The sequence below is a fragment of the Xanthocytophaga agilis genome, assembly GCF_030068605.1.
In the GTDB taxonomy this organism is placed as follows: Bacteria; Bacteroidota; Bacteroidia; order Cytophagales; family 172606-1; genus Xanthocytophaga; species Xanthocytophaga agilis.
This window is the reverse complement of sequence record NZ_JASJOU010000014.1, coordinates 230,260-248,139: the sequence shown is the minus strand read 5'-3', so window position 1 is coordinate 248,139 and position 17,880 is coordinate 230,260. Positions and strand designations below refer to the sequence as shown.

Here is a 17,880-nt window from a genome sequence, read left to right as displayed (position 1 = left end):
TACTTCTTGTTCACTCTCAAAAAAACCTGTATAAAATTTGGTTTTCTTATTTTGGACTCTTACTTTTACTTTACCACTCTTGTCTTTTCTTCTTTCAGAATCGGGATGCAAAGGTACGTTTCTTTTTATTCTTTGTCAAGTGTTTTGTGAAAATTTATTTTTTTTACTTTTCACTACTTGACTTCCTTATCGCCTCTATCCTTTACTTTATTCTACTTCTTCTGTTTTTTATTTCTTTCTTCGCCTTGTCAGCGAATCGGGATGCAAAAGTAGAAGTTGTTTTTGATTACTGCAAGAAAAAACTAAAATTTATTTTCTTCTTTTTTTCTTGTTCTGCTCGTCTTTGACTCTTTGTTTGCGAGCAGGGTTACAAAAGTATATACCCCAATCCTTTTCTCCAAATAATTTCAACTTTTTTATCTACTTTTCTTTATTTCTTTCGTTATGGCACTAAGCTACATTATATTATGTAAAATATCGTGTGTAAGGAAAATGTCAGATTTTCAATTAGTTTGATTTTTTTCGCCATACTATTTTCCATTACATTCGCTGAACCATATCATACCATAATCTATATCATGAAAAAAGTTGTCCTTATTTTTTTAGGCGTAATTGTACTGCTATTGGGAGCAGCCTTTATTCTACCTATTATTTATAAAGATGAAATTAAGGCTAAGCTTGAGCAAGAGATTGCAAAGAAAGTGAATGCCAAAGTATATTTCGATGCAGAAGGCTTTAGCGTGAGCCTTTTCAAGCATTTTCCCAATATTACAGCCTCTCTGGAAGATTTTGGAGTAGTCGGTAAGGATGTATTTCGTAGTGACACTTTATTGGCAGTTCCTAAATTTCAGGTGACTGTTGATATTATGTCTGTCATCAGTGGCGATAAGATCAAAGTAAAGGCGGTAGACCTGGAATCTCCCCGCATTTTAGCCAAAGTATTGAAAGATGGTAAGGCCAACTGGGACATCTATATAGCGGATACGACTCAAACAGAAGAAGTAGATACAAGTCAATCTAATGTGGCAGTTGGTATTGATAGCTGGTCTGTCACCAATGGACATATTATATATGATGACCGCAGTATTCCTGTATATACCAAAGTGGTAAATCTGAACCATACAGGTAGTGGAGACTTTGAGAAGGAAGTATTTGATATGAATAGTCAGACTTCTATTGACTCTCTGACAATAAATTTTGATGGAGTGGAATATTTGTCAAAGAAAAAGGTAGATGCTGACATTACATTAAGCATGGATCTGAAAAACTCTAAATATACATTCAAAGAGAATAATGTTAAACTCAATGATTTTGCGTTAGGTTTTGATGGATGGTTTGCCATGCCAGACACTAACTACACAATGGATATCACCTTCAAAAGCAAAGACAATACATTTAAAAGTCTGCTTTCCATGGTGCCAGGTGTATATACTGAAAGCTTTAAAGATCTGGAAGCAAAAGGAGATATAGCATTCGATGGATATGTAAAAGGAACCTTTAATGGGGTACAGATGCCTGGCTTTGGCTTGAACACTAAAATATCCAATGGTAGTATGAAATATTCAGCACTTCCTACTACTGTCAATAATATTAATGTAGACATGAAAGTAGATGATGCCAGTGGTAACCTGGAGGATATTCTGGTAGACATTCAAAAATTCCACCTGGATCTGGGTAAAAATCCGGTTGATGGACGCTTTAAACTGAAAGGGTTGTCTAAATATGATATTGATACGCAGATCAAGGCTCAATTAAATCTGGCGGAACTGATTCAGATGTTTCCTATTGATGGCATGACACTGAAAGGGTTGTATGCAATAGATGTAAAAGCTAAAGGGGTATATGATACATTAGCTAAACGTATGCCTGCTGTTACAGCTGCTATGAGCCTGACCAACGGGTATGTAAAAACCAGCCAGTTTCCTGCTCCTCTTGAACAAATGAATGTCAATGCTACTATTAATAATAGTACAGGTCAGATGAGAGACACCAAGATTAACGTAAGTAACTTCCGGATGATTCTGGAGGGCGAACCATTGGAAGCAAAGGCATATGTAGAAAATCTGGATGATTATACATGGGATATCAAGGTTAAAGGTGGAGCTGATCTGACCAAAATGACAAAAATTTATCCTATAGAAGGAATGACTCTTACAGGTAGAGTATATGCAGACATTGAAACCAAAGGAAAGATGTCGGATGTAGATGCACAACGTTATGATAAACTGCCTACCAGTGGTTCTGCTCAGTTGACAAACTTTACCTACTCGACAAAGGATATGCCGACTGTTAAAATCACCAAAGCAGAAATGAGCTTTACTCCTCAGGAAATTAATCTTACAACATTTAATGGGTTCCTGGGTAAAAGTGATGTAGCTGCTACAGGTTCTATCTCCAACTATATCAACTATGTATTGCATGAGAATGCGGTTATAAAAGGAAACATGTCTTTTTCATCTACTAAATTTGATGTGAATGAGTGGATGGTAGATGATCCTAACAAACCTGCTACAGAAGATACACCATTGACTGTAGTTGAAATTCCTAAAAACATTGATTTCCGACTGGTGTCATCTCTTAAAGAAGTATTATATGACAACATGAACCTGAAAGATATGGTAGGAACTATCATTGTGAAAGATGGAACAGTTCGGATGGAAAATCTGGCATTTAATACATTGGGAGGCAGCTTTATCGCTACTGGTGGGTATGACTCACGGGATATTAAGAAACCTGCTTACGATTTCAACTTAAAGATCAACAACTTAGCTATAGCCGAAGCATATCAGACATTCAATACAGTAAAAACGATGATGCCGATGGCACAATACATAGGTGGATCTGTAAATGTACCGGAGTTCTCAATCAAAGGTTTACTGAAACAGGATATGATGCCTGATATGGCAACCGTAACAGGTGGAGGTATCCTGAAACTGGTACAAGCTACACTGAAAGAATCTCCGGTAACACAAGGTTTTGCAGCAGTAACTAAATTGAGTAATATCACACCTGCAGAACTGAAGGATGTAATTTTATCTGCAAAGATTGAAAATGGCCGTGTTTCCTATCAGCCTTTTGATGTAAAATTGAAAGACTATGCAGCCAATGTTTCAGGAAGTAACGGATTAGATGGTTCACTGGATTATAAAGTGAAAGTGGATGTTCCTACAGGAAAGGTAGGAGCTCAGGTTACATCATTCTTAAGTTCTCAATTAAAGACACCTGTTACTAATCCTGAAAAGATTCAGTTGGATCTGGGTGTAGGTGGAACATTCAACAAACCTCAGATTAAAATTTTGGGTAGCAGTGCTACAGGGCAACTAAAAAGTGCGTTGACAGATAAAGCCAATGCAGAAGTAGACAAAGCAAAAGCGCAAGCTCAAGCCGAACTGGAGAAGAAAAAGGCAGAACTGGAACAAAAAGCCAAGGCTGAAGCTGAAGCGAAACTGAAAGCTGAACAGGATAAGATTAATGCAGAGATAGCCAAGCAGAAAAAGGAACTGGAAGAAAAAGCGGCGGCTGCAAAGAAAAAAGCAGAAGAGGAAGCTAAAAATAAACTGAAGTCATTATTTAACAAAGGGACTTCTACAAAGGATACAACGAAAAGATAATATATCATCAAGCACATAAACTTAAATGCCCGGCAACAAAGTCGGGCATTTTTTATTCTTATAAGGGAAATCCCGATAGATTTAACCTTTTAATATATAGAAATGCATGTATGGCAAAGCAGGGCAAAAATTTTGTTGTACATAGTTCTATACAAAAACAGTTTTGCGTTGAATTCCGATCAGATTTTGTTTTTGCGGTGAACTATGCGCAACAGAAAAAATGATCAGAATTCCGATCAAAAAATAATTTGCCGTGAGTTATGCGCAAACGAAAAAGTGATTGGAACTACACACAATTTGTTCACTAAGCAATGGCACAATCTTGCTTTTATCAAAAGAGATTTTGCCATGAACTATGCGCAAACTAAAAACCTGAAGTTAGTTATGCTCAAAAGATCCAATTCCAGAAGTTGCCAGCCTTGTCATCCCTATTTCGACATGGTAGAAAATCCTTTTAGGGAGACAAAAGTTTTTAGGATCTGTTTTACTTACTAATATTTCCTTTCTGGGTTCAAGGGCAATCGCATAGCCTATTTATAAGGGGTCAGAAGGGTAAGAAGCGGGTTAGTTGCGGGTTAGATCTAAGTAGTTGATAATCAGCTAGGGTAAGAAGGGTAAGATGTTTAGGGCTAAACGGTAGCAGAAGAATGGGAGCAGAAAGGGTTAGTATATTCTATATTTATTATTTTCTTTTTATATTATATATATAACACACGTAGTATAGAAAATATTCTTACCCCTTCTTACCCTAACTGATTATCAACTACTTAGATCTAACCCGCAACCTACCCGCTTCTGGCCCTTCTGACCCGCATTTGATAGAATGGCATTCTTATAACTTTTCTGGAAAGAGCTCTGTAAATAAAGACTCCTTACTGTTCTCCTATAAGGATCTTACCCTCTCTGTCCTTCTGAAAGAATCTTGTGACAAATAGAATTATGTTTGGTTTTTGAGAGAAAAAATACCTTCCAAAAGAAAGATCTCATTTTTATTATACCTGTCTCGCTGTAGCAGGAAGATCCTTCCTAGAGCACAGAAAGAAGAAAATAATTCTTTCCAAAGGAGCAAAAATGAATACAAATAGAAGAGAAGAACTTTCTTACTTTACTAGTACTGGATTCCTCAATCCCTTAAAAACTACTACAGTTAAAGACCTGTTACTCTTTCTACACCTGGCTACACTTGTGGTTACAGTATAACAAACTGATAATGAAAAAAGTAACACCGGATACACAGTTTTGCCATTTTTCGCAGAAGTCCCTAAGAAGAATAGAGCAATAGCTATACCCCCTTTATATATAGTATTATACTATACTAAAACACGTGTATAGAAGAAATCAATGTAACTCGTGTAACCCTCTTCACTTACAATCATTTAGTAGTGTGCCTATAACTGTAACCCTGTGTAACCAAGTGTAACGAATCCTCTACCCTATCTATCTGATAGCGCTGTAATTCAGTACTTTCTTTATCCTATTTTTCCAAATCCGATATATACCACCTTACGTATCTATCTTATTGGCGTACAGGGAACGATTTTTGTTAAAGTAAAATAAGAATATAGTTAAACAAAATAGAAAGCAAATAAGGTCTTATAATAAAAAAATATCACATTATCTTGTTATTTTGTTTAATGTTGATTTATATTTGTTAAACAAAACTTTTTTCTCACCTTTAACTCGAAGCCCTATGACTGCCTTAGAGTTTTCCTGTTCCATTGGTAAAATGGCTAAATCACTTAAGCCTTTTGCTGTACGATTAACCAAAGATGTTGAAGATGCAAATGACCTTTTGCAGGAAACTTTGCTAAAAGCATATATCAATCGTGAGAAGTTTGCAGAGGGTACAAACCTGAAAGCCTGGCTATTCACGATTATGAAAAATACCTTTATTACAAACTATCAGCGTATTGTAAAGAGGAATACATTCATCGACAATACAAACAATCTTCATTACATTAATTCAACAAACGCAACCACTTACAATCTAGCCTACTCTTCATTTGCACTAGAAGACATCAATCGGGCATTACAACTAGTGGATGAAACCTATCGAACGCCGTTCATTATGTATTTTAAAGGGTTCAAGTATCATGAGATTGCAGAAAAACTGCAGATTCCAATAGGTACAGTAAAGAATCGTATACATATTGCACGCAAGGAACTCAAGGACCACCTGAAAGTATACGCTTACCAATAGTAAACTGATAAACCCAGGGTAGAAACCTGGGTTTACTTTGTGTAAGCTTTATATAGTTAGAGAAATATCTTTTTTTAAACTTTCTGGTGTAATTTGAGTTTTAGCATTACATTGGTTTACCTGTTCAATATTCCAATCATTTTTCATTGAGTATGAAGAAAGTAATTGTCATCGGGGCTGGCTTTGCAGGTATTTCGGCTGCGACATGTCTTGCAAACGACGGTTTTGAAGTGACTGTGCTTGAAAAAAACAGCACTCCTGGTGGCAGAGCACGTATTTTTCAGGCAGAAGGCTTTACATTTGATATGGGTCCCAGCTGGTACTGGATGCCAGATGTATTTGAAGGATACTTCCAGCGCTTTGGGAAAAAAACATCTGATTATTATCAATTAATACGCCTTGATCCATCATATTCTGTTATTTTTTCTGAGAATGATGTTATTAACCTACCTGCTGGCACTGACAAAATAGCTCAGCTATTTGAGATGATGGAACCGGGTAGTGGGAAGCGGCTCAAAGAATTTCTGGAACAGGCGGCCTATAAGTATCAGGTAGGAATGAATCAGTTTGTCTGGAAACCCAGTAAAAGCATTAGTGAGTTTCTCAGTATGAAATTACTCATTGATGTAATTAAGCTGGATGTGCTTCAATCGTTTCATACGCATATCCGGAAGTATTTTCAAAATGAGAAAATACTGAAGCTGATGGAGTTTCCGATTCTTTTTCTGGGAGCTATTCCACAGAACACGCCGGCTATGTATAGTCTGATGAACTACGCAGAAATCAGTATGGGTACCTGGTATCCTATGGGAGGCATGCATGAAATCGTCAAAGGCATGGTCAAACTGGCAGAGGAGAAAGGGGTTAAATTCCTTTTTAATGAGAACGTACAGCAGGTTGTAGTAGAAAACAAAAATGTAAGTCGGGTAATTACTCAATCCAATACACATGAAGCAGATGTGGTAGTGGCAGGAGCAGATTACCATCATATAGACGCAGATGTGTTGGGACCAGGTATGCGTAATTACGACGAGAGTTACTGGAAGCAACGTGTTATGGCTCCCTCTTCTTTGTTGTTTTATCTGGGAATCAATAAACGCATTCCACGATTACAGCATCATAATCTGTTTTTTGATGAGGATTTTACAGTTCATGCGCACGAGATTTATACAGAACCCCAATGGCCAAGTAAACCTTTATTTTATGTTTCGGCACCCAGCAAAACTGATCCTACAGTAGCTCCGGAAGGATACGAAAATCTTTTCGTTCTCATTCCTGTAGCGCCTGATTTGGCTGATACTGAAGATATCCGTGAAAAATATTATCATATGGTCATGGATAGACTGGAAAAGTATACAGGCTGTGCCATACGTGAATCAGTTATTTTCAAAAGAAGCTATGCCCATAGCGACTTCAAAAATGATTACCATGCCTTTCGGGGCAATGCATATGGACTAGCGAATACACTTATGCAAACTGCGTTTTTGAAACCTGTCCTTAAAAATAAAAACATCCAGAACTGGTATTATACAGGTCAGCTTACAGTGCCAGGTCCAGGGGTACCACCTTCGTTGATATCAGGTCAGGTAGTCGCTTCGGAGGTCGTCAGAGAATTTGGCTAATTCATCCATTGAAAAATCCTGATTCCACTACTTCCCTATCAAACACTTACTTGAATTTATGCAACTTTACGATCAAACAACTTTTGAGTGCAGTAAGCTAATCACTAAGTGTTACAGCACTTCCTTCACTTTAGGTATAAAAACCCTGGATAAGGAATTTCATCTTCCTATCTATGCTATTTATGGTTTTGTCCGGTATGCGGATGAAATCGTAGATACCTTTCATGGCTTTGATAAGAAATCCTTACTTGAACGGTTCAAAGCGGACACCTATAGAGCACTAGAAGAAAAAATCAGTCTGAATCCTGTATTACACTCTTTTCAGACAGTGGTACATGAATACGGTATAGAATATAACCTGATTGATGCCTTTCTTAAAAGTATGGAAATGGATCTGTACGAAACCTCTTACACACGGCAAGGCTATGAAGAGTATATTTATGGTTCGGCAGAAGTAGTAGGATTAATGTGTCTTCATATCTTTTGCAAAAACGACAAAGAAAAATACCAACAATTGAAATCCTCCGCGCAACGACTGGGAGCAGCCTTCCAGAAAGTAAACTTTTTGAGAGATCTGAAGAGTGATTATATCGACCGCGGACGGGTTTATTTCCCCGGAATTGACTTTACTATATTTAATGGCAAAGCCAAAGATACCATAGAAGCAGATATACAGGCTGATTTTGATGCTGCTTACGAAGGCATTAAGCAGTTGCCCAGCGGTGCAAAATGGGGTGTCTACCTTGCTTACATTTATTATAAGGCTCTCTTTAAAAAGATCAAACGATTGCCTGCTTCTCAGATTATGCAGGAACGTATTCGTATTCCAGACCCACTAAAGCTTGTATTATGGGTGCAAACATATTGCAAACATAAAATCAACTACCTATAAACAGGTGAGTAGTATTTGTGGTTGTAGAAACTATCTATACATATCTCTCCTGCATCAACAGCATCATATTTCTCTATTTTGTCTGGATGGGAAGACATTCATACTAAACAAATGTTAAAAAACAATAAAAATTTGTTTTTTAACTATCTATAGGCTTATATTTGTAAGTATGCGTCTTCTTATCCATAAAATAGTGGCTTTCTTTATGCTGGGAGTGATTTTCACTGTCAGCACTGGCATGGGCTTTATTGAGCACTCCTGCCAGATGAAAGAAGAGAAAGTTATTGTTTTATCCAAGAAGAAAAGCTGTTGTTCTGCTAAAACAAGCTGTGAGCAACCAACCTCTCAATCACAGACAACTTTTAAAAAGCCGGCCTGCTGTGAAGACAAAACAGTTTACCTGCATATTGATCTAGCTGGATACTCCCAAAAGCTGACTAAATTTATCAGTCTGGCTTTTACGGCTGTTGTTCAGAACTTCTTTACCCTTGTACACAAGCTTGTAATCAGTGAAGAAGAAGCTTGTGGATATACCAATACCTCACCCCCACAAACTGGCAGGGATACCCTGACCAAAAAGAGAACTCTCCAGATTTAGTAGAATGAAGTAATAGGCTCTCACATCCTGATAGTTCAGGATGGGTATTATCTGTTTATTTCATATTCACTCTACTCTACAATGAACATCTTTGTCAGACCTGACAGGATGAATAGGCATGAAGCTATAGTATCCATACCTATAGATGCTTTTCAGCTACACATTCGTTCTTTCAGTCTTTTTTCAGAAAAAGCTTTTCTGCTTTTAGCAGTTTATCTAATTATACATTCTGTAGCTGCTCAGTCACAAACTGTACGCGGAACTATACAGGATGGAAGTATGCAGCAAGCATCTCCTCTCGTAGGAGCCAGTATATTCTGGCAGGGAACTACTATAGGTACCACTACAGATGCCAATGGAAAGTTTGTCATTAACCAACCAACCAATGCGCATGCGCTTATTATCAGCTTTGTGGGATATACGAATGATACGATTCATGTCCATTCTTCAGAGCAGGAAATCCTTGTAACACTAAAGCCTGGACAAACCCTCAAAGAAGTTGTCATAGAAGATAGTCGAGCCAGTTCGTTTATTGACCCCTTAAATCCGATACGGACAGAAAAGATCACGACCAAAGAGCTGCAGAAAGCTGCCTGCTGTAACTTATCTGAAAGTTTTGAGACCAATGCATCTGTAGATGTGTCATTCAGTGATGCTATCTCAGGAACCAAACAAATACAAATGCTGGGGCTGGATGGTGTCTATGTCCAAATGCAGACAGAGAACATTCCATCTATACGTGGATTGAATGCTATATATGGTCTTAATCATACTCCGGGTACCTGGGTAAGCTCTATAGATGTTGGTAAGGGAGCAGGTTCGGTAGTGAACGGCTATGAATCCATTACAGGTCAGATTAATGTAGAGTTACAAAAACCAGAAGCGAGTGAACGACTATTTGTGAATGGCTACCTGAATCAGATGGGACGAGGAGAATTAAACATACAATCAGCTCAGAAGGTAGGTAAAAAATGGAGTACAGGGCTTTTACTACACGGTAGCGCACTGGGAGAATCCTTTATGGACCAGATGGATCGTAACAAAGACGGATTTCTGGATCTGCCGATGTTCAAACAATTTAATGCCTTGAACAGATGGAAATATGACGGGGAAAGAGTAAAAGGTCAATTTGGTATCAAAACTCTCTACGATAATCGCAGAGGAGGACAACTTTCCTATTACGATCCCTCCCATGAGGAAATACCCATGATTTATGATCCGGATATGGGTCATTCTATGCCTGATCCAAATTATCAGCATAAAACTCCTTATGGTACAGGTACTACCACACGCCGTAATGAAGTATTTGGAAAGCTAGGGATTATTTTCCCGGAAGCGCCTTACAGGGGATTAGGTATCATTGTCTCTGGCGTTGATCATGAAACCAATGCCTTCTTTGGCACTAATACCTACAAAGGCCAGGAACAGACATTATATGCCAATCTGATTTATCAGACCATTATTGGCAATACCAATCATGCAATACGTATGGGTATGAGCTATATGATGGATAAATACAATGAGAGATACAGAGACTCTTCATTTGCCCGAACCGAATCGGTTCCAGGCATTTTTGGGGAGTATACGTATACAATCCCCAATAAATTTACAGCTGTGGCAGGGTTGAGGACAGATTTCCACAATCTGTTTGGCACCATTGTAACACCACGTCTGCACCTGAAGTATGATGTAGGACGACATACATCTCTGCGGGCTTCAGCAGGTAGAGGCTTCCGGGTTGCCAATCCTATTGCAGAAAATACGGCTGTACTGGTAAGCTCACGGCAACTAGTAGTTACACAACGGCTAAACCCAGAGAAAGCCTGGAATTATGGTATCAATCTGTCGCATGACTTTCGGCTATTTGGCAGATACGGTTCCTTATTGATAGATCTGTACCGCACAGAGTTTAGCAATCAGGTAGTAACAGATCTGGATGCAAATCCGCAACAAATCCGATTCTATAACCTAGAGGGACGTTCCTTTGCAAACACCGCTCAGGTTGAACTCAACTATCAGCCCATCAAACGACTGGATGTTAAGTTAGCGTATAAGTTGTATGATGTTCGTACCACTATTAATCAGCAACTACGTCGCCGACCATTGGTAAGTAGAGACAGAGCGCTGTTTAATGTGGCCTATGCAACCAAGAAGGACAAATGGAAATTTGACTTTACTACTCAATGGATAGGAAGCAAACGAATTCCGGACACTCAGGTAAGTCCATCTGAGTATCAACAGGAGAAAAATTCCCCTTCTTATCTGATTTTCAATGCACAGGTTACCCGGTCATTCAAAAATCTGGATTGGTATATAGGTGGCGAAAATCTCGGAAACTTCCGTCAGTCAAACCCAATCATTGCAGCTAACGACCCTTTTGGTCAATATTTTGATGCATCCTTAGTATGGGGACCAATCGTAGGACGAATGATCTACACCGGTTTCCGATTCAGAATCAAATAAATACAAATCTATTTACTCATTATATCAGTTTATTTTGTTTTACCCAAAATCTCTTAGTACCATGAAAAATGTGCTTTTATTCCTTTTCGTGAGTGTGTTTATAGCAGGATCTGCAATGGCACAATCAAAAAATGCAGAAGTTAAGATCAAAACGTCTGCCGTGTGCAAAATGTGTAAAAAGACGCTTGAAACATCTCTTTCTTATGAAAAAGGTGTTCAGTCATCAAACCTGGATGTAGATAGTAAAGTATTGACTGTAGCCTATAATCCAAAGAAGACTAATCCTGATCAAATTCGTAAAGCAGTAGCTAAAACAGGATATGATGCGGATAATGTTCCTGCTGAAGAGAAAGCATATAATCAGTTGGAAGATTGTTGCAAGAAAACAGCACATTCAGATGGAAATTCAGATCATCATTAATAGATAGATTCTGAAATGGTAACGCAGATTTATGTTCTGCGCTACCATTTTGGTGCATTATCAGTAGATTCTTTATGAGCTACCATCTTTTGAATAAGCATAAATAAACCAGCCAGGAAGGCTATAGTACCAATAAAATTAAATCCACCAACTATCTGATAGATAGAAGAAACGTTGGAAACAGGCAGGTTATTGCTTTGCATAATAAATGGAATAGCAACATACATAAAAGATGTCAGTAAATGAATGCCTGACCCTATTATAAGAAGAATGCCATCCGTAGAACGATTCTTTGAATAGTAGTAAATACAGATTCCTATTTGAAAAAGTGTGGGTACTACATTGAAAAAAGACATGAACAAAGTTTGCAAGAATTCCATATAGCGAGATAAAAGTTGCTATGAAGTGGTATACTATAGAAACCTCTTACCCAAGATAATGCCTCAGATCTGAGAGTTTTATTTTTCCTTCGTAATAGGCCTTCCCAAAAATCACCCCATACACTCCTGCTACAGCCAGCTTATCAATATCCGCAACAGACCTCACCCCTCCACTTGCTAATAAACACAAATCCGGAAACTCTTTTAACAGTTGCTTGTACAGATCGATAGCAGGTCCTTCCATAGTACCATCTCTCCCTACATCTGTACATTTCACGTATTTTATTCCCAGGCTATGATAGTAGCCAATCAGCTCAAACAGATCTATTTGTGTACTTTGTCGCCATCCATCTGTAATAATCTTGCCATTTCGGGAGTCGGCAGTCAGAATGATACGATCTTTTCCATAGGTATCTATCCATGAACTAAACTCTTTCCGATTGGTAACGGCAATACTGGCCGCAGCTACATAGGTGGCGCCATTCTGTAAAGAAAGTTGTACATCTTCACTGGTATGAATACCCCCACTAAAGTCAATGGACAAACTGGTATAACCAGAAATCATACGCAGCACGCTAAAGTTCACTACCGTGCCCTTTTTTGCACCATCCAGATCTACCAAATGAACACGACGAATGCCATGTTCTTCAAATAGTTGTGCGACTTCTACAGGACTGTCGCCATATATAATAGGATTCTCAAAATCACCAGGTGGAACTTTCACACATTTCCCCTGGTAAATAGAAATAGCCGGAATAATCTGAATCATGCAAAACCGAAGATAAATGTATAACTGCAATAACATACAAATAGAATACCTACTATTGTATGCATGCCTAAAGTCTATAGAAGATATCCACTGTAACGGACACAAAGGGCTTTTAATTCTGTAAGGCCCTCAATAATTTTACAAATATCCGGTAACTCCCAGTAGATACAGCTTTATAGAAATTGCGTCATTTTTTAACCATTTATCATAATCTTGTATCGCGCTGATGCGCTGAGACTCTGTAATGTAACCATCTTTTACCAGTTGATTTCCTCTGGTTTCAGCTACTTTGTTCCAGATGCCAGCTGTATCATAAAAATCAGATTCTTTATTATGATAGAATTCCGATTCGTTGGTAATAGTAGTGTTTTTTAATCCAATTTCCGAAAATATAGCCTGTAAATTATCGGCGATCTTGTTATCCATGCCAGCATCAGCACGCCACCGAAGAAAGGATTCATAGAATTGTTGCATACTGGCAGGAGGAGCCGGCAACCATTCAATCTTAGTATGATTGTAATCCAATACCGAAATACATCCTCCATTCACAAGCAGACTTTTCATCTTCAGAAGAGCTTCTTTAGGACGATTCATCCATTGGAGGGTGCGGGCAGTTGTGATCAGATCGAAACGCAAATCTGATTCATAGGTAAAAATATCCTGTACCTGAAAGGAGAGATTACTGACAGAGGTATGATTTGTTTTTGCAGCGTTAATCAACTCTTCACTCAGATCAATCCCTACAACGCTTCCATTCGTACCAACTAATCCGGCAATATCTTTGGTGATTGCTCCTGTACCACAACCTACATCAAGCACAGTAAGTCCTGGCTTCACTAAAGATAACAGATTGCGATTGCTATTTTTGAGAGTACGACGATCCAGTACAGGTGCTGTACCGGAAGGCATGGAAGCACGATCTTTTGTTAAAGAGGAATCAGACATAGGTTGCAGTCAGTTTATGATATAGACAAGTGGAAAGCAAGGTACTTATTTACCTGAAGTTTCCAATACACTTCTATAACGCTGACTACAGCCTTTTTCTATAGTAAAAGCTTTATTCGCTTTTAAGACCGTACATAGGGCTACTTGCTGAATGTAGCGTAAATCCTTTTATTTTACTACCATCTGTTTCAAATGTAACCTGCAACTTTTCATCCTTACAATCCAGACGATACGAAGAAGCGGATTCAGGAATCAGTTTGCAAGAAGACTGATCAGGCCAGATAAATACATAGTTCTGTCCTTCTCCTGGCTTAATCTCAAAAAACTCATCTGTCTTCTGATTGGCTTCTTTTAAATACAACCAATATTTTCCAACCAGTTGATTTGCAGAAATTTGTGCTCTCGTGAATCCTGCACAAGTAAAAAACACAAGTATGATAAAAGCAACGCGGAACATATACAGAAAAATTATATGGTAAACGATTTCCTAGTTTCTTGCAATGGAGGCAAAACAGTAACTGCTAGTCTGATTTTATACTCTGGCAAAGAATTTTGTAACACAGGTGCTACTGACACAATAAGCAATATGCAGAGCTATTTCAGCCCATTTTTCACCAATCAGAAGATAGTCCCTATTTACGTGTATGGCATGTAGAAAAAATATACCCTACCACTAACCTGTTAAAAAAGAAAGGATTGACATCCTCCACAGACTTCCAACAATGCCATACCAGACTTTGTTGCGCCTATAAAGATTGTCAATCCTTTATGTAATAAAATCTATTGGAATGATTCGTTATACAAACTCCCGGATATCTGTTACTTTACCTGTCACAGCAGCTACAGCAGCTGTAAGCGGACTTGCCAGGAAGGTACGGCTCTGAGGCCCCTGACGTCCTTCAAAGTTACGGTTAGAGGTAGAAACACAGTATTTACCAGCAGGCACTTTGTCTTCGTTCATACCCAGACAAGCAGAACACCCTGGATCACGCAACTCAAAACCCGCTTCTGCAAAGATCTTATCAAGTCCTTCTGCTTTAGCTTGCGTTGCCACCTGGTTACTACCTGGAATAATCCATACTTCTACGTTATCTGCCTTTCTCTTGCCTTTCACAAAGTCTGCAACCAGGCGCAGATCTTCGATACGGGCATTGGTACAGCTTCCGATAAATACATAGTCTACAGGCTTACCAAGAAGTTGAGCACCTGCTTCAAGTCCCATATACTCCAGCGATTTTTTGAAAGAAGTCTGTTCAGCAATATCCTTCAGTTCAGCCAGTGTAGGAATACGATCTGTTACTTTGATACCCATACCAGGATTGGTTCCATAGGTAATCATAGGCTCAATGTCTTCTGCATTGAATCTTAATACAGTATCATATTCAGCACCCTCATCTGTTTTCAATGTTTTCCAGTAAGCCAGTTGCTTTTCCCATTCTTCTCCCTGAGGAGCAAATTTTCTGCCTTTGATGTAGTTAAAGGTTGTTTCATCCGGAGCAATCATACCACCCCGTGCTCCCATTTCAATACTCATGTTGCAGATGGTCATACGGGCTTCCATACTCAGATTGCGGATGGTATCACCTGCATATTCCACAAAGTATCCGGTAGCACCACCTGCGGAAATCTTAGCAATAATGTACAGGATAATATCTTTAGAAAGCACTCCTTTTCCTAATTGGCCATTGATTTCAATCAGCATCTTTTTAGGCTTATACTGCATAATACACTGAGCAGACAATACCATTTCCACTTCACTGGTACCAATACCGAAAGAAATGTTTCCAAAAGCCCCGTGAGTACTTGTATGAGAATCACCACACACGATAGTCATTCCAGGTAAGGTTAATCCTAACTCTGGTCCTATAATGTGTACAATGCCCTGATAAGGATGGCCTAAGTCATACAATTCAATTCCGAAATCTGCACAGTTTTTACGTAGTGTATCTACCTGATGACGAGACAAGGCATCTTTGATAGGAAGCAACTGATCTTTGGTAGGTACATTGTGATCAGGTACCGCCGTAGTTCTCTGTGGGTTGAAAACAGGAATACCACGTTGACGCAGGCCATTAAAGGCTTGTGGACTGGTAACCTCATGGATAAAATGACGATCAATAAACACTACATCTGGGTGTCCTTCCTGCCGCTTTACGACATGGCTATCCCAGATTTTATCAAACAAGGTTTGGGGTTTCTGTGACATATTACTTTTTGGTTTTCTTCAATGTTTTCAACGAATCAATATAAGCCTCATATTCAATTGGATTATCAAATACAGGCAATCCTAGTTTCTCAAAGAAAGAACGAAAATTATCAGTGTAAAAATTCAAATTTTCCTGTGTGTTAGGAAAGGCTTCTATTCTGCCACATTCAAAACAGACTAATAATGCATTTGTAGGACGATGTTGGTCATCATAGTAAACAATAGCATGTCTGGGATTAAAACAATCTGCTCCCATCCCATACATATCATCTTCACTTGTTTTTGTAAACAAAGTTTCTATCTCTCGTATCTGTTTTTCAGATAATATTTTATCTGGCAATAGTTTATTCTGTGTGCTATCCAGTCTGGCAATGAACTCTTTTTTTCGCATTTCATCTACAAAACACAGACATGCTAAATGATCCGGGATCACATAAGCCTTAACATATTTATATTTTGATACTTTCCAGTCATAATGTTCTGTACTGCCTTTACAAGACATGACAAGCAATAGTGTAAGTATGACACAGAAACGCATGAGCAAAAAATATGTAATTCTTACTTCACTGAGTATAAATCTTGTAGAATACTTGATTTATCTGGAATATAAAAATATTGAATACCTGTCTTAAAAACAAAATTGCAGGGTTATCAGGATAATAATACCCTGACAACCCTGCAAACAGAGTAAACTCCTTATTTATTCTCAGGACGCAACTGACGTACAGCAGCACCTGCCTGCCACATTTCAGACTCACGCAATTCTTTCAATTCAGCTTCCAGTTTCACACGGTAGTCAGACTGACTATTGCTATCAATAGAACGCTGAGATTCTTTGCCATCTTTTACGGAGTTATACAACTCATCAAAAACAGGTAAAGTAGCTTCTTTGAATTTTTTCCACCAATCCAATGCACCACGTTGTGCAGTTGTAGAGCAGTTGGCATACATCCAGTCCATACCATTTTCTGCAACCAATGGCATCAGAGACTGAGTTAATTCTTCTACTGTTTCGTTGAAGGCTTCAGATGGAGAGTGTCCGTTTTTACGCAGGATCTCATACTGAGCGGCAAATATACCCTGGATAGCACCCATCAATGTACCACGCTCACCCGTTAAGTCAGAGTAAACTTCTTTTTTGAAATCTGTTTCAAATAAATAACCAGATCCTACTCCAATACCTAAAGCTACTACACGGTCTTTCGCACGACCTGTAGCATCCTGATAGATAGCGAAGCTCGAGTTCAAGCCTTTACCAGCCAGGAATAAGCGACGTAATGAAGTACCAGAACCTTTAGGAGCAACCAGGATTACATCTACATCTTTTGGAGGGATAATACCCGTTTGCTCATTGAAAGTAATACCAAAACCATGTGAAAAATACAGCGCTTTGCCTGGAGATAAATATTTCTGAATAGTTGGCCAAAGAGTGATTTGTCCTGCATCAGAAAGCAAGAATTGAATGATAGTTCCTTTTTCAGCAGCTTCTTCGATCTCAAACAAAGTTTGTCCTGGCACCCAACCGTCAGCAACTGCTTTATCCCATGTTTTAGAGTTTTTACGTTGTCCAATGATTACGTTAAAGCCATTATCACGAAGATTCAACGCTTGTCCTGGGCCTTGTACGCCATACCCAATGATTGCAATGGTTTCGCTTTTCAGAACTTCTCTTGCTTTTTCCATTGGGAACTCTTCACGGGTTACCACATCTTCTACGGTTCCGCCAAAGTTAATTTTTGCCATGATACTTGAATTGTTAATTAAATAAAGGTT

General features: G+C 38.6%; 14 protein-coding genes. 7 read left to right on the top strand and 7 right to left on the bottom strand.

What is annotated here, in order from left to right; translation table 11 throughout:
* The first annotated feature begins 578 nt into the window (after nucleotides 1-578).
* The 7 genes from QNI22_RS31025 to QNI22_RS30995 all read left to right on the top strand — a co-directional run bounded on the left by QNI22_RS31025 (nucleotide 579) and on the right by QNI22_RS30995 (nucleotide 11,807).
* A complete protein-coding gene (locus tag QNI22_RS31025) occupies nucleotides 579-3,611 on the top strand; it encodes an AsmA family protein (protein WP_314516957.1) in 3,033 nt (1,010 codons plus the stop codon).
* Between the two features lie 1,690 nt (nucleotides 3,612-5,301).
* Entirely contained in the window at nucleotides 5,302-5,811 is a 510-nt protein-coding gene (locus QNI22_RS31020; protein ID WP_313987487.1) for an RNA polymerase sigma factor, read from the top strand.
* A 152-nt stretch (nucleotides 5,812-5,963) separates the two neighbouring features.
* Nucleotides 5,964-7,433: a phytoene desaturase family protein gene (locus QNI22_RS31015; protein ID WP_314516953.1), complete on the top strand. Its 1,470-nt coding sequence runs from the start codon at nucleotides 5,964-5,966 to the stop codon at nucleotides 7,431-7,433.
* A gap of 58 nt (nucleotides 7,434-7,491) precedes the next feature.
* A complete protein-coding gene (locus tag QNI22_RS31010; protein ID WP_314516951.1) occupies nucleotides 7,492-8,325 on the top strand; it encodes a phytoene/squalene synthase family protein in 834 nt (277 codons plus the stop codon).
* 169 nt (nucleotides 8,326-8,494) lie between these two features.
* Nucleotides 8,495-8,923, top strand: a complete 429-nt coding sequence (locus tag QNI22_RS31005; protein ID WP_313987493.1) for an HYC_CC_PP family protein — start codon at nucleotides 8,495-8,497, stop codon at nucleotides 8,921-8,923.
* A gap of 81 nt (nucleotides 8,924-9,004) precedes the next feature.
* A complete protein-coding gene (locus tag QNI22_RS31000) occupies nucleotides 9,005-11,386 on the top strand; it encodes a TonB-dependent receptor (RefSeq protein ID WP_314516950.1) in 2,382 nt (793 codons plus the stop codon).
* 61 nt (nucleotides 11,387-11,447) lie between these two features.
* Entirely contained in the window at nucleotides 11,448-11,807 is a 360-nt protein-coding gene (locus QNI22_RS30995) for a heavy-metal-associated domain-containing protein (protein ID WP_314516949.1), read from the top strand.
* Nucleotides 11,808-11,848: 41 nt separating this feature from the next.
* On the opposite strand, the gene QNI22_RS30990 is transcribed toward QNI22_RS30995, so the two are convergent.
* The 7 genes from QNI22_RS30990 to ilvC all read right to left on the bottom strand — a co-directional run bounded on the left by QNI22_RS30990 (nucleotide 11,849) and on the right by ilvC (nucleotide 17,850).
* Entirely contained in the window at nucleotides 11,849-12,163 is a 315-nt protein-coding gene (locus tag QNI22_RS30990) for a hypothetical protein (RefSeq protein WP_314037049.1), read from the bottom strand.
* Nucleotides 12,164-12,233: 70 nt separating this feature from the next.
* Nucleotides 12,234-12,956: a 1-(5-phosphoribosyl)-5-[(5-phosphoribosylamino)methylideneamino]imidazole-4-carboxamide isomerase gene (locus tag QNI22_RS30985; RefSeq protein ID WP_313987502.1), complete on the bottom strand. Its 723-nt coding sequence runs from the start codon at nucleotides 12,954-12,956 to the stop codon at nucleotides 12,234-12,236.
* Nucleotides 12,957-13,094: 138 nt separating this feature from the next.
* Entirely contained in the window at nucleotides 13,095-13,901 is an 807-nt protein-coding gene (locus tag QNI22_RS30980) for a class I SAM-dependent methyltransferase (protein WP_314516946.1), read from the bottom strand.
* Between the two features lie 112 nt (nucleotides 13,902-14,013).
* Complete coding sequence (locus QNI22_RS30975; RefSeq protein ID WP_314516943.1) at nucleotides 14,014-14,358, bottom strand: hypothetical protein; 345 nt, start codon at nucleotides 14,356-14,358, stop codon at nucleotides 14,014-14,016.
* Between the two features lie 339 nt (nucleotides 14,359-14,697).
* Nucleotides 14,698-16,107 (bottom strand): 3-isopropylmalate dehydratase large subunit, encoded by a 1,410-nt coding sequence (gene leuC / locus QNI22_RS30970; RefSeq protein WP_313998042.1) that lies wholly within the window; start codon nucleotides 16,105-16,107, stop codon nucleotides 14,698-14,700.
* Nucleotide 16,108: 1 nt separating this feature from the next.
* Nucleotides 16,109-16,609, bottom strand: coding sequence for a hypothetical protein (locus QNI22_RS30965; RefSeq protein ID WP_314516941.1), 501 nt, complete (start codon nucleotides 16,607-16,609; stop codon nucleotides 16,109-16,111).
* Between the two features lie 194 nt (nucleotides 16,610-16,803).
* On the bottom strand, nucleotides 16,804-17,850 hold the full coding sequence (gene ilvC, locus QNI22_RS30960; protein ID WP_313987512.1) for a ketol-acid reductoisomerase: 1,047 nt from the start codon (nucleotides 17,848-17,850) through the stop codon (nucleotides 16,804-16,806).
* Nucleotides 17,851-17,880 lie beyond the last annotated feature (30 nt).